This window comes from Sphingomonas paludis (assembly GCF_053502515.1).
Genome location: NZ_CP187558.1, coordinates 3,045,820 through 3,059,149, shown reverse-complemented (window position 1 = coordinate 3,059,149; position 13,330 = coordinate 3,045,820). Strand labels below are relative to the sequence as shown.

At 66.7% G+C, this 13,330-nt stretch carries 13 protein-coding genes; 9 read left to right on the top strand and 4 right to left on the bottom strand.

The annotated features are described in order from the left end of the window. Positions 1 to 39: 39 nt before the first annotated feature. Both ACPVPU_RS14800 and ACPVPU_RS14795 read left to right on the top strand, forming a co-directional pair. Positions 40 to 663: a TetR/AcrR family transcriptional regulator gene (locus ACPVPU_RS14800; protein ID WP_448658742.1), complete on the top strand. Its 624-nt coding sequence runs from the start codon at positions 40 to 42 to the stop codon at positions 661 to 663. Positions 664 to 858: 195 nt separating this feature from the next. After that, positions 859 to 2,103, top strand: a complete 1,245-nt coding sequence (locus tag ACPVPU_RS14795; RefSeq protein WP_448658741.1) for an MFS transporter — start codon at positions 859 to 861, stop codon at positions 2,101 to 2,103. Between the two features lie 46 nt (positions 2,104 to 2,149). Here ACPVPU_RS14795 and ACPVPU_RS14790 read toward each other — a convergent pair. Further along, a protein-coding gene (locus tag ACPVPU_RS14790; protein ID WP_448660539.1) for an IS5 family transposase occupies positions 2,150 to 2,892 on the bottom strand; the annotation gives its coding sequence in 2 pieces (ribosomal slippage) (positions 2,150 to 2,592 and positions 2,592 to 2,892; 744 coding nt in all). Positions 2,893 to 3,036: 144 nt separating this feature from the next. On the opposite strand from ACPVPU_RS14790, the gene ACPVPU_RS14785 reads away from it, so the two are divergent. Continuing rightward, positions 3,037 to 3,327 carry a hypothetical protein gene (locus tag ACPVPU_RS14785; protein ID WP_448658740.1) on the top strand — a complete coding sequence of 97 codons (291 nt, stop codon included), beginning with the start codon at positions 3,037 to 3,039 and terminating at the stop codon, positions 3,325 to 3,327. Between the two features lie 67 nt (positions 3,328 to 3,394). On the opposite strand, the gene ACPVPU_RS14780 is transcribed toward ACPVPU_RS14785, so the two are convergent. Together ACPVPU_RS14780 and purD are read right to left on the bottom strand one after the other, a co-directional pair. Then, entirely contained in the window at positions 3,395 to 3,607 is a 213-nt protein-coding gene (locus tag ACPVPU_RS14780; protein ID WP_448658738.1) for a hypothetical protein, read from the bottom strand. A gap of 133 nt (positions 3,608 to 3,740) precedes the next feature. Then, positions 3,741 to 5,006: a phosphoribosylamine--glycine ligase gene (purD, locus tag ACPVPU_RS14775; RefSeq protein ID WP_448658737.1), complete on the bottom strand. Its 1,266-nt coding sequence runs from the start codon at positions 5,004 to 5,006 to the stop codon at positions 3,741 to 3,743. On the opposite strand from purD, the gene xseA reads away from it, so the two are divergent. The 5 genes from xseA (at position 5,005) to ACPVPU_RS14750 (ending at position 8,781) form a co-directional block, all read left to right on the top strand. Further along, a complete protein-coding gene (gene xseA / locus ACPVPU_RS14770; RefSeq protein ID WP_448658736.1) occupies positions 5,005 to 6,459 on the top strand; it encodes an exodeoxyribonuclease VII large subunit in 1,455 nt (484 codons plus the stop codon). The two genes, purD and xseA, sit on opposite strands and share 2 nt — an antisense overlap. A 27-nt stretch (positions 6,460 to 6,486) precedes the next feature. Then, positions 6,487 to 6,684, top strand: a complete 198-nt coding sequence (locus tag ACPVPU_RS14765) for a DUF2093 domain-containing protein (RefSeq protein ID WP_448658734.1) — start codon at positions 6,487 to 6,489, stop codon at positions 6,682 to 6,684. Then, positions 6,684 to 7,634 carry a M23 family metallopeptidase gene (locus ACPVPU_RS14760; protein WP_448658733.1) on the top strand — a complete coding sequence of 317 codons (951 nt, stop codon included), beginning with the start codon at positions 6,684 to 6,686 and terminating at the stop codon, positions 7,632 to 7,634. The genes ACPVPU_RS14765 and ACPVPU_RS14760 overlap by 1 nt, the downstream gene beginning before the upstream one ends. Before the next feature lie 77 nt (positions 7,635 to 7,711). Further along, the gene (locus ACPVPU_RS14755) at positions 7,712 to 8,263 is read left to right on the top strand and encodes a superoxide dismutase family protein (protein WP_448658731.1); all 552 of its coding nucleotides are present in this window, start codon (positions 7,712 to 7,714) and stop codon (positions 8,261 to 8,263) included. A gap of 143 nt (positions 8,264 to 8,406) precedes the next feature. Continuing rightward, positions 8,407 to 8,781: a hypothetical protein gene (locus tag ACPVPU_RS14750; RefSeq protein WP_448658730.1), complete on the top strand. Its 375-nt coding sequence runs from the start codon at positions 8,407 to 8,409 to the stop codon at positions 8,779 to 8,781. 76 nt (positions 8,782 to 8,857) lie between these two features. Here the strand turns inward: ACPVPU_RS14750 and ACPVPU_RS14745 are convergent, their stop codons facing one another. Continuing rightward, positions 8,858 to 9,898 (bottom strand): LacI family DNA-binding transcriptional regulator, encoded by a 1,041-nt coding sequence (locus ACPVPU_RS14745; protein WP_448658729.1) that lies wholly within the window; start codon positions 9,896 to 9,898, stop codon positions 8,858 to 8,860. A gap of 228 nt (positions 9,899 to 10,126) precedes the next feature. Between ACPVPU_RS14745 and ACPVPU_RS14740 the strand changes: the two genes are divergently transcribed. Then, on the top strand, positions 10,127 to 13,270 hold the full coding sequence (locus ACPVPU_RS14740) for a TonB-dependent receptor (protein WP_448658728.1): 3,144 nt from the start codon (positions 10,127 to 10,129) through the stop codon (positions 13,268 to 13,270). The last annotated feature ends 60 nt before the right edge of the window (positions 13,271 to 13,330 follow it).

Below are 13,330 nucleotides of genomic sequence, written 5' to 3'. Positions count from 1 at the left end.
CCATTGCCGGGTGAAGTCAATGATTCTATAACAATCGCTATGGAAATGACTTTGGACCGCCGTCGCACGGGGCGGCCGCGCAGCTTTGACCGCGACGGCGCGCTCGACGCGGCGATGCGGCTGTTCTGGGCGCATGGCTATGAAGCGACGTCGATCGCCATGCTGACCGCCGCCATGGGGATCACGCCGCCCAGCCTTTATGCCGCGTTCGGCGACAAGCGGGCGCTGTTCCGAACGGCGGTCGACCGGTATCTGGGGGGCGGAGCGGAAGCCATCGCAGCGGGGATCGCCGCTGCGCCCGATGCGCGGACGGCGGCGCGCGGCCTGCTGATCTCGGCGGCGATGGGCGATACGCGGGACGACGCGCCGCCGGGGTGCCTGCTGGCCAGCTCGATCGTCAGCGCGTCGCCCGAGGCGGCGGATGTGCGCGAGGAACTGGCGGCGATGCGACGGGCGATCCAGGCGGCGTTGCAATTGCGGATCGAGCGCGACGTGGCGGCGGGGATGATTCCGGGCGACATCGATGCGGCCGCGGTCGCCGCGCATCTGTTCGCGGTGGTGCAGGGGATGTCCACCCTGGCCAAGGACGGGGCGGACCGCGTGACGTTGCTGGGGATCGTGGATCAGGCGATGCGGAATTGGCCGGGCCGCCAATCGGATTAGTCCCGCGAAACCCCACCTCAAACCGGCAAGGTCAATCCGAAGCCTGTAGATTCGTTCGCCGCTTCGACTAGCTCAGCACGAGCGGGTTCTGGGACAAACGGACTGGACGAGCCGACCTGATCGCGGCAGGGGGCGCGGGCAGTTCGGGGGGAAGGCATGGATAGCGGGTTGGCTGGGGGCAGGCGAGCGGCGGGGATGGGGCGGATTTTGTTCGCCAGCCTGACCGGCACGGCGGTCGAGTTCTACGACTTCTATATCTATGCCACCGCCGCTGCGCTGGTCTTCGGGCCGCTGTTCTTTCCTTCGACCGATCCGGGCGCGCAGCTGCTGTTGAGCTATGCGAGCTTCGGGCTGGCGTTCTTTGCGCGCCCGCTGGGTGGTATCGTGTTCGGGCATTTCGGAGATCGGGTGGGGCGCAAGTCGACGCTGGTCGCGTCGCTGCTGCTGATGGGTGGGTCGACGGTTCTGATCGGGTTCCTGCCGACCTATCAGATGGTCGGCTGGGTCGCGCCTGTGCTGCTCTGCATCCTGCGGTTCGGGCAGGGGCTGGGGCTGGGCGGCGAATGGGGCGGGGCGAGTTTGCTGGCGGTCGAGAATGCGCCGCCGGGGCAGAAATATCGCTGGGGGATGTTTCCCCCGCTGGGCGCGCCGGTGGGGTTCATTGCGGCCAACGGCTTTTTCCTGATCCTGGGCGCGCTGCTCGACGATGCGGCGTTCCGCGACTGGGGCTGGCGGTTGCCGTTCATCGCCAGTTCGGTGCTGGTGATCCTGGGCTTGTGGGTGCGCCTGAGCCTTACTGAGACGCCGGCGTTTGCCGCGGCTGAGGCGAAGGGCGCGCTGCCCAAGGTGCCGATCGGCACGCTGCTCGCCCAGCATCCGCGCGAGACGCTGGCGGCGACGGGGGCGACGATCGCGTGCTTTGCGCTGTTCTATCTCGCCACTGCATTTGCGCTCGGCCATGCGACGGGGACGCTTGGGATGGACCGGGAACTGGTGCTGGCGATCCAGATCGCAGCCATCCTGTTCCTGGCGCTGGGCGTCGTGGTGGCGTGCGTGGGCGCGGACCTGCTCTCGCCGGAGCGGATGCTGGCGGTGGGCTTTGCGGGTGCGGTGCTGGCCGGGGTGCTGATGGGGCCGCTGCTCGGCCGGGCGAGCGCGGGGGGCGTGTTCCTGTGGCTGGCGATCGCGCTGTTCCTGATGGGCTTTGCATATGGCCCGCTGGGGGCGTGGCTGCCGTCGCTGTTCCCTGCCGGAGTGCGCTATACCGGCACGTCGATCGCGTTCAACGTGGGCGGCATCCTGGGCGGCGCGCTGGCCCCGGTTGCGGCACAGGCGCTGGCGGCGGACGGCGGGATTGCGCGGGTGGGCGTGTATCTGGTCGCGGCGGGCGTGGTCAGCGCGGTCGGGCTGGCGGTGGTGCCAAGGCAGGTGGGTGGTTGAGGCGATTGGCTTCGACCCATTATTGACGGCTATCGGTGCCGGTTTCCTAGGGGGCGTGGACAAATTTGAGCCAGTATCTGGCGGTGGCGAGGTGGACCATGCCGAGGAAGCTGCTAGCCAGCTGGTCGTAGCGGGTGGCGATGGCGCGGTTGATCTTGAGGTGGCCGAACATGCGCTCGATGCGGTTGCGTTGCTTGTAGAGCGTCCGGTCATGCTCAATCCTTACCCGGCGGTTTGAGCGGCCGGGGATGACGGGTTCGATGTTCCGTTTCGCAAGGTCTGCACGGATGGCGTCGGCATCGTAGCCCTTGTCGGCAAGCAAGACATCCGGCCTGCGCTCGGGCAGGACGATCAGGGCGTCATAGGCCTTGCAGTCTGCCGCCTCGCCGCCTGTCAGGTGAAACGCGAGCGGTCGCCCGAGGGCGTCAGCCAGGCAGTGAAGCTTACTGGTGAACCCGCCCCGCGAGCGGCCAAGAGCGCGTCGATAAGCCCCCCTTTTCCGCCCGCTGCCGAGACGTGGGCGCGGACCGTGGTGCTGTCGATGCTGTAGTGGCCAGTATCCGCCATGATCTCGGCCAGCGTCACCGCTACAATCTCCCAAACCCCGGCCTCGCTCCATCGCCGGAACCGCCGATAGATGGTGTTCCAGCTCCCGTATTTAGGTGGCACGTCGCGCCACGGCGCACCGCACCGTAGCCGCCATAGTATACCGTTGATGATCGCACGGTTCTGTTCGGGAGGTCTGCCCCGGCTCCGGTTCTTGCGCTCAATCGGCAGCAGGTCCTTCATAATGCGCCATTCAACCTCGGTGAGATCGCCCCGGCTCAACCCTGCCTCCAAAAGGCAGCCTTGAATCAATCGTTCGGAGCATCGTCAATACACTCGGCCGAAACAGACTTTGCCGGTGTTCGCAGGTGCTGGTACTTGAGGCTGATGAAACAGAGGTCCGGCTACGATGCGCTCATGCACGAAGTCTGCATCGAGCACGGTTGGTGTGGTGGGATCGTCAACGGGCATCCATCGCATGTCGACGACCTCATCCCCGAACAAGGACCCGTCACTGCCGATCAATTTGTCGATTGGCTCTTCGTGGCGGACGGTATGGACCCAGATGCCGAGCCGGCGAAGTGGCGTGAGCATAAGCAAGACCTGCGAGATGCCTTCATCCGCCACATGGGGCATGACACCGTCGATGCTTCATCGCTGAAATGGGCCCACGACTAACCGTCAGATGTCGCCTGTATAATTTGTCCACGCCGCCTAACGACCGACTGTAGTATGAACACGCCGTTCAGTCTGGCCCAAACACCTGGATGTCGAAAGGGACCGAGGGACTTAACGCGGCACCAAACTTCTCAAATGCACATTGGCGATGGGCGAAGATCTCTTGCACCGCTCCACCTGATCCCCCCCATAAACCAGAAAGGACAATGCGCACCGCGTCAGCGTCATGCTTGGCGATGCCATGATCGCAATAGCAGCACTGATAGTTGAGTTTCACCATAATGGCACTGGTATGGATAACCCGTCGCTCGTCCGCAATACGGTCGGAAACAGACGGGCAGCATTGTCGGCCGATAGCCAAACCAGTCGTGTCTCGACTTCGCTCGACACGAACGGGTGGGGAGGCGTTTGGTCTACCCCCGCTCCCGCGCAACCTCCCGCCAGCCGATGTCGCGGCGGGCGAAGCCGGTGGGGAAGTCTAGCGCGTCGACGCCGCGATAGGCGGTGGATTGGGCCTCGGCGACGGTGGTGCCTAGCGCAGTGACCGCCAGCACGCGGCCGCCATTTGCAACCAGCCCGTCATCGGTCATCGCGGTGCCGGCGTGGAAGACCTTGGTGCCCTCGGCCTCGGCGGCTTCGATGCCGGAGATGCGGCCGCCCTTTTCCGGGGTGCCAGGATAGCCGTTGGCGGCAATCACCACGGTCAGCGCGGGGCGGGGATTGAAGCTGGCGGGGGGCAGGTCGCCCAAAGTGCCGCGATCGGTGGCGATCAGCAGGTCGAGCAGATCGCCCTCCAGCCGCATCATCAGCACCTGGCATTCCGGGTCGCCGAAGCGGGCGTTGTATTCGATCAGTTGCGGGCCGGTGTCGGTGAGCATCAGCCCGGCATAAAGCACGCCTTTGAACGGCACGCCGTCCGCCGCCATTGTTGCCACGGTCGGTCGGACGATGCGCTCGATCGCTTGTGCCTCCAATTCGGGCGTCAGCACGCGGGCGGGGCTGTAGGCACCCATGCCGCCGGTATTGGGGCCGGTGTCGCCGTCGCCGACGCGCTTGTGATCCTGCGCCGATCCGATGGTCAGGATATTGGTGCCGTCGGTCAGGACGAACAGGCTCGCTTCCTCGCCGGTCAGGAATTGTTCGATCACCGCCTCGCCGCCCGGTTCAGCGAACATGGTGGTGAGGGCGGCGTCGGCATCCTCTGCCGTCTGGGCAATGGTCACACCCTTGCCCGCCGCGAGGCCGTCCGCCTTGATGACGACCGGCAGGCCGAAGTCCGCCAGCGCCGCGCGGGCAGCGTCGAGCGAGGTCACGCGGACATAGCCTGCGGTCGGGATGTTCGCGCGGGCGCACAGATCCTTGGTAAAGCCCTTCGACCCTTCAAGCTGCGCCGCCGCGGCGCTCGGCCCGAACACGCCGATGCCCGCTGCGCGCAAGGAGTCGCCAAGGCCATCGACCAGCGGCGCTTCGGGGCCGATGACGACAAATTCGATCCGCTGTTCGGCGCAGAAGGCGATGACGGCGGCATGATCGGTGACGTCCAGCGTCACGCACACCGCATGATCGGCGATGCCGGGGTTGCCGGGTGCCGCATAAAGCGTCGATAAGGCGGGCGACTGGGCGAGTTTCCACGCCAGCGCGTGTTCACGCCCCCCAGATCCGACCAGCAGGACGTTCATGCCCGATCCCTTTTCCGATGAAACTTCCGAGCGGCGGCTGCTAGCCCAAAGCCCGCCCGGCGACAACGCCGCGCCGGAAAGCGTGACCGAATTGTCGGGCAGGCTGAAGCGGATGGTCGAGCGCGAGTTCGGGCAGGTGCGGCTGCGCGGGGAAATCTCGGGCTACAAGCGGGCGGCGTCTGGGCATGTCTATCTGGCGCTGAAGGACGATGGCGCGGTGATCGATGCGGTCATCTGGAAGGGCGCGGCGGCGGCGATCCCGTTCGTGCCGCAGGACGGGCTGGAGGTGGTGGCGACCGGCAAGGTGACGACCTATCCCGGCCGGTCGAAATACCAGATCGTGATCGACCGGCTGGAACTGGCGGGCGAAGGCGCGCTGATGGCGCTGCTCGAACGCAACAAGGCGCGGTTCGAGGCGGAAGGGCTGTTCGCCAAGGGCCGCGCCCAGCGGCCGATGCCGTGGCTGCCGCAGGTGATCGGCGTCGTCACCTCACCCACCGGCGCGGTGATCCGCGACATCCTGCACCGGCTGGCTGATCGCTGGCCCAGCCATGTCGTCGTCTGGCCAGTGCTGGTGCAGGGGGACGCGGCGGCGGGGCAAGTGGCCGCCGCGATCCGGGGGTTCGATGCTCTGATGGCCGGCGGGCCGGTGCCGCGCCCCGACCTGTTGATCGTCGCGCGGGGCGGCGGGTCGATCGAGGATTTGTGGGCGTTCAACGAGGAAGCGGTGGTGCGCGCCATCGCCGAATGCTCGATCCCGACCATTTCCGCCGTGGGGCATGAGACGGATACCACTTTGGCCGATTATGCTGCCGACCGGCGCGCGCCGACGCCGACTGCGGCGGCCGAAATGGCGGTGCCGGTGCGCGCCGAGGTGCGGCTGGCTGTCGAGGGGCTGGGCGCGCGGGCGGAGCGGCTGGCGCGGCGCTATGCCGAGCGGGCGGGGGAGCGACTGTCCGCCATCGCGCGGCTGATGCCGAAACCCGACCTGTTGCTGAGCCCGCAGCGCCAGCGGCTGGACGAAGCGGGGCAGCGGCTGGGGCTGGGGCTGGAGCGGCGGATCGCGCTTGCGCGGCGGCGGCTGGATCAGTTCGATGCGCGGCTGCGCCCCGATGTGCTGGCGCGCAAGGCGGCGCTGGCGGACGAGCGACTGGCGACGCTTTCCGCGCGGCTGACCCCGATGGTGATCGAGCGGCGGATCGCGGCGGAGCGTCAACGGCTGGACGGACTGTCCCGCCTTTTGGATGCGGCCAATCCCGACAATCTGCTGGCCAAGGGCTATGTGCGGGTGAGCGCGCGGATCGGCGACAAGCCGGTGGTAACCGCGGATGCGGCGCGGGCGACGGGCGCGCTGGTGCTGCATTTCGGCGACGGCGATGTCGAGGCACGGGTTGAGCGCGGCGGCGGCAGGGCCTATCCTGATGCCAAGCCCGAACAGCCAAACCTGTTGTGACCTGACCCAGAAAACGGACGCGAACTCATGTTGATGTCGAACACCCAACGCCCGGCCAAGCTGCATTACATGGCCAATGGCTTTCGCGTGCTGGTGAACGGCGACCATGTCGTCTGCGCACGATCGGGCGCTCCGATCCCGCTGGACGAGTTGCGTTACTGGTCGGTCGAGCGGCAGGAGGCCTATGCCAGCGCCGAACTGGCGACCGAGGCGCTGAGCGGCTGATGCGGGCATGGCGGCGATGGGCGATGGCCGGTCCGGCGCTGGTGGCGCTGGGCAGTTGCGTCCTGCCGCCGCGCATCCTAGCCAGTGCCGATGCAGCGCCGCCGTCCGCCGCCGAGATCGAGGCACGGCTGCCCGCCGAACCGGCGACAGTCGACCCGGCAATGCAACCGGTGGCTCAGCGTCCCGCAAACGGCTTTTCGCTGACGGGGGAGATCGTGCAGGGCGGGGTGGTGCGCGGGATCGCGCCCGCCGGTGCCACCGCGCTGACCCTGGACGGCAAGGCGGTGCCGATGGCGGCGGACGGCCGGTTCCTGATCGCGTTCGACCGGGATGCGCCGATGCAGGCATTGCTGGCGGCAACATTGGGCAATGGGCGGCAGGTCGTCGAGACGCTGGCGGTCGACCGGCGGGCCTGGCGGATCGAGCGGCTGAACAGCCTGCCGCGCGTCAGCCAGCCAAGCGCGGAGTTCGCCGCGCGCCGCCCCGCCGAGCTGGCGCAGATCAACGCCGCCCGCCGGATCGCGTCGGACAGCCCCGGCTGGCGACAGGATTTCATCTGGCCGGTGACGGGGCGCGTCTCCGGCCTGTTCGGATCGCAGCGCGTCTATCGCGGCGAACCGGGCAGCTATCACAGCGGGGTCGACGTCGCCCGGCCGACGGGTACGCCCATCGTCGCGCCTGCCGACGGCGTCGTCATCCTGGCCGCCGATGCGCCCTTCACGCTGGAGGGCAATCTGTTGATGCTGGACCATGGCATGGGCCTGAACAGTGCGTTTCTGCACCTGTCGCGGATCGACGTGAAGCCGGGACAGGCGGTGAAGCGGGGGCAGGCGATCGGAGCAATCGGCACCACCGGGCGATCGACCGGCCCGCACCTGCACTGGGGCATGAAATGGCGCGATGTCCGCATCGATCCGCTGTTGATTGCCGGGCCGATGCCGGAAAGCTGATCCGCCCACTGGAACTTATTGCGCCCCCGGTTCATTCATCCCCGTGACAGGAAAAGCGCCAAGGCGGAGTGAGCGACATGAACAAGGCAATGTGGATGACGATGGCGGGCGCGGCGATGCTGGCGGCGTGCTCCGATACCGGCGGCATGGCGGCGATGGATGCGGCCCCCGCCGCTGCCCCGGCCGGAGCACAGGCGCTGAGCGCCGATCTGCGCACCGGGGCCAATGTGCCGGTGGGCACGGTGACCGCAGCGGCCGCGCCGGGCGGCGTCGTCATCACTGTTGAGGGCATGGCGATGCCCCAGGGTCCGCACGGCGTGCACGTCCATACCGTCGGCAAGTGCGATGCGCCCGATTTCACCACGGCGGGCGGGCACTGGAATCCCGCCGGGCGTCAGCACGGGCTGGAAAACCCCGCCGGTTCCCATGCCGGCGACCTGCCCAACCTGCTGGTCGCGGCCAATGGCCGGGGCACGCTGACCTATACCATCCAGGGCGCGACGCTGGCGGCGATGATGGATGCCGACGGATCGGCGTTCGTCGTCCATGCCGGGCCGGACGACATGAAGAGCGATCCCGCGGGCAACAGCGGCGGTCGCATCGCCTGCGGCGTGTTTTCGGAAGGGTAAGGACGGGTGCGGGGCCGTTTGCTGAACGGTCCCGCCTGGCTTGCGACAGTTTTCGACACATTTGCAGCATCGCTGACACAGGTCAGCGACAGGCGGGCACCAGATTGCTCCTCGACCACAAGGTCGCAACGAGGAGACGAGCCATGAAGAAGATGATCCTGATCGCCGCCGGCCTTGGCCTCGGCGCGGCTGCCCTGCCTGCCGCCGCCCAGGCCCAGCCCTATCACGCACCGGCCCATGCCGTCCGCTATGACGCCGGCAACTGGCAGTCGATCAACCAGCGTCAGTCGAACCTGTACAACCGCATCAACACCGCCCAGCGGCGCGGCGCGATCAGCGCGCGGGAAGCGAATGGCCTGCGCACCCAGTTCGGCCGGCTGGCGCAGCTCGAGAACCAGTATCGCCGGTCCGGCCGTGGCCTGACGGTGGCGGAACGCCGCGACCTCGACCGCCGGTTCGACCAGCTGTCGGCGCAGATCCGCTATGAACGGGCCGACCGGAACAACCGCCGCGGCTAAGCCCGAACGGGTAAGGTCGGACCGATAACGGGGCGGGGAGGGGCCATGGCGGCCCTTTCCCGCCCCAGTCGTTCGATCAACCCTGAGGCGGCGGGCCGTCCGACTGGCGACGGACCAGCAGATGGTCCAGCTCCACCCGTTCCGCCGTATCCGCTTCCCCATTGATGGCGCGCAGCACCCGTTCGAACGCGGTCCGGGTCAACGCCTCGGTCGGCTGGCGGATGGTGGTGAGCGCCGGCCAGATCGTCGTGGCGAGCGGGGTGTCGTCGAAGCCGCAGACCGACAGATCGTCGGGAACGTCCAGCCCGCGCCGATGGGCAACGGCCATCGCCGCCGCCGCCATGTCGTCGTTGCTGGCAAAGATCGCAGTCGGCGGGTCGGCCAGATCCAGCAGCAATTCGGTGGCCGTCATGCCCGACTGATAAGTGTACATTCCCGCCGCAACCAGCGCCGGATCGAGCGGCAGCCCCGCCGCCGCCAGCGCATCGCGATAGCCGTCCAGCCGGAACTGGGACGAGGAATGGTTGGCGCGCCCGGTAATCATCCCGATCCGCCGGTGGCCGAGCGCCAGCAGATGGTCCGTCATCGCCCGCGCCGCCGCCCGGTCGTCAATCCCGACGCTGGCCAGGCCGCTGTCGGTGTGGATCGATCCCGTAACCACGGTGGCCAGCCCGGCATCCCGCAACAGGCCGATCAGTTTAAGGTCGTCACCCATCGGCGGCGCCAGGATGACGCCGCGAATCGCATCCTGTTGCAGCTCTGCCAGGGTTTCGGCCTGTTCGCCCTCCGCCACTTCATGCAGCACGATGCTGGCATGGGCGCGCGTCGCGGCCTGAAGCAGATGCACCAGAAACGAACCGAGCGACCCGGGATTGGGAAAGCGGTGCAGCAGCGCGACCCGCGCCGGTGCGGCATTGGACAGCGCGCGGGCGGCCGGATTGGGGGCGAAGCGGAGCTGGCGGATCGCCTGTTCCACCAGCGCACGGGTTTCGGGGCGAACGGCACGGTCGCCATTCACCACCCGCGATACCGTCATGTGCGACACCCCGGCATGGCGGGCGACGTCGCGCATGGTTGCGGTTCGGCCCGGTTCGCTGTCCTGCCCGGCGTCAGTCATTCCTGCTCCTTCAACGGCGACCCCGGCCGTCCCCCGCGACGACCATGATCAGCGGCAACCCCGCTCACAAGCGGCTCATGACGTCCATGTCATGAACATTTTGATGTTCCCGCGAACATTGCACAATTGACAAAGGCTGCGAAATGCTATTTCTCCGATGTTACCGCGAACATAATCGGCGCATCAAATGACGCCGACGTGGGGGGTTTAGATAGCAGGGAGAGGATGATGGCACGCAATTCAACCGCGCTGCGCCGGAGCGCCGCGATTTCCGCAATGCTGCTGGCCGGATGCGCGTGGCCCGCATTGGCGCAACAGGTCGACCCCGCCGCAGGGACGGTGCAGGACCAGCCTGATACGCCAGAGACCGATCCCGCCGCCCCGGCCGAAGCGGGCGAAGAAATCGTCGTCACCGGTTTCCGCCAGTCGCTGCAAAGCCAGGTGCGCGCCAAGCGGGATGCCGTCGGCTTTACCGACAGCATCTTTGCCGAGGATATCGGCAAGTTCCCCGACACCAACATCGCCGAATCGGTCAACCGGATCCCCGGCGTGACGATCACCCGCGAAGTGACGGGCGAGGGCACCAACGTCGCCATTCGCGGCCTTGGCACCAATTTCACCCGCGTCCTGCTGAACGGCGCGCCGGTTGCCGTGGCATCGGTCCGCTTCGATGCGCAGAGCACCAACCGCGAGGTCGATCTGGACCTGTTGCCGACCGAACTCTTCACCCAGCTGACCGTCAGCAAGTCGCCGACCGCCAGCCAGGTGGAAGGGGGCGCCGCCGGCACCGTCAACCTGCGTTCGGCGCGGCCGTTCGACAATCCGGGCGTCCATTTCAACTATGGTATCCAGGGCAGCCAGGTCAGCACCACCAACGACTGGGGCTATCGCGGCTATGCGCTGGCCAGCGCGACCTTCGGCGATTTCGGCGTGCTGATCGGCGGCACGATCGTGCGCAACCGGTTCCAGGTGAACGGGTATGAGACGATCGGCTTCACCAACCCGAACCTGACCGCCGCGCAGAACACTGCGACGAACCGCAATTCGACCGGCGGCGGCAACTTCACCATTCCCGCGACCGTGCCGATCAACGCCGGCAACGGGCTGACCCCGGGCCGGGTGATCGACCAGGCGTTCCTGCTGGCCAACAATCCCGGCGCGTCGATCACCCAGATCGACAACGGAATCATCCCGCGCCTGAGCCGTCCGCGCACCGAAGTGGGCGACCGCAACCGCGAAAACGCCATCGCGTCGATCGAATGGCGGCCCAGCGACAATCTGCGTTTCTATGTCGACGGCATGTACGGGTATCGCACGAACAGTTTCGACCGGGCCGCGATGAACTGGGTCGGCCGCAACGGCGCGGTTATCCCGCTGAATACTACCTATGACCGCGACGATTGCAGCCAGGGCTGCACGGTCACCAGCGGCACCTATGCCAACGCCCAGTTCTTCCTGGAATATCGGCCCTATGACGACTGGGTCGATTTCTATGGCGTGAACCCCGGCATGGAATTCACCCTGAACGACTGGATCAGCGGCGACGTCCAGGCCAATTACACCAAGTCCAATTTCCGCCGCGAAAGCCCGACCGTACTGGTCATCACCCCGCCCAGCAGCGGCGTGACGGTGGATTACGACAACACGTCCGGCGGAATCCCGACGGTCACCACCAATATCGACCTGAACGACCCCCGCAATTTCGGATGGGCCGGCGGTGGCCGCGTCAACCTGAACGGCGAAGAGCGCCGGACGGAAACCAAGGGCGTTCGCGGCAGCCTGTTGTTCGGCGATGCCAGCCGGTTCAGCGCACGCGTCGGTGCGGCCTATGACGAAACCAGCCGCCGGATCACGCCGTTCGACAATACCGGTCCGTGGCAGAACGCGATCTGCGGCAACGGGCCGAGCGTGCTGTTGCCCGGACCCAATACCGCCACGACGCCGTGCACCGGCCTGAACCAGCCGGGCACCGCGACCCCGGCCGGATTCCCGACCTATCCCGGCTATGGCACCAACTTCACCGCTGGCGCCCCACCGATCACCTATGCCGGATCGCTGGTTCCGACGGCGGCGGTTCCCGGATACCTGCTGCCCGGATCGAACGGGTTCGTTACGGTGGACTGGGACCGGTTCAAGGCGGATACCGGCTATGACGCCCTGCTGGCCAATGCCGGCGAAACGGGCACGGGCAGCAGCGGCGCCAATGGCGGCCTGATCGACGAGCGCGTCACGGGCACCTTTGCCGAACTGAACGGCATTTTCGACATCGGCGAGAACCGGCTGCGGCTGAACGGCGGCCTGCGCTATGTCCGCACCGAACAGATCGTCGGCGGGCGGATCAGCGTTCCCGATCCGCGCAACACGCTGCCGGGCGGTGCGCAGATTCCCGATGGCGGCCGTTATCCGAACACGATCAATTTCGCCCGGACGCGCACCGTCTATTCCAACTTCTTGCCATCGGCCAGCGCCGCGCTGGAAGTGGGCAGCGACCTGATCGTCCGCGCATCGGTATCGCGTACCATGACGCGGCCCGACCCCAATTCGCTGTTGCCGGGGGCCAGCTTCGTCGCGCCGTCGGCCGATGTCGGTAATGTCGGCAACAATGCGCTCGACCCGTTCATTTCCGACAATATCGACCTGGGCGTCGAATATTATACCGGGGGTGAAGGCGTCATCGCGGTGGCGGCGTTCCGCAAATCCATCACCGGATTTACCGTCAACGGTCTGACCAACCAGCCGTTTTCGTTCCTGGAACAGTTCGGCATCACCATCGAATCGCTGACCGCCGCACAGCGCGAGGCGCTGCAGGCGCGGGCAACGCCGGGCCAGGCGCTGCGCGACGTGCCGATCGTCATCCAGCAACAGGTCAATTCGGACGGCAAGCTGATCGTCAACGGCCTGGAATTCCAGCTGACTCAGCCGCTGGATTTCGCAACCGAATGGGCGGGCATCACCGGTTTCGGTTTTCAGGGCAACCTGACGATCATCGACCAGAAGGGCACCGGCACCGGGGCACCGGCGGTCGCGCTGGGTGTTGCGCCGACCACCTATGTCCTGACCGGATATTATGAAGGCGGCGGTCTGGATGCGCGGTTGACCTATACGTTCAACGAAGGGTCGCAGAATTCCGGCCCGAACCAGAACGGCATCCCTGCCGCCGCGATCTTTGGCCGCAACTACGCGCAGCTGGATTTTTCTGGCAATCTGGACCTGAGCACGGTGTTCGGTGCGGAGTTCCTGCCGACGCTGACGCTGAACGTCATCAACATCACCAAGCAATCGCAGAGCAGCTATTTCCAGTTCGAGAACGCGACCTTCAACGAATACAACCCGGGTCGCACCGTGCTGGTAGGTATTCGCGGGCGCTTTTAAGCACCGGCGATCAATTGACGGTTCCTTGTCGGACTCTTTCCCCCCTGAATGGGCAGCTTC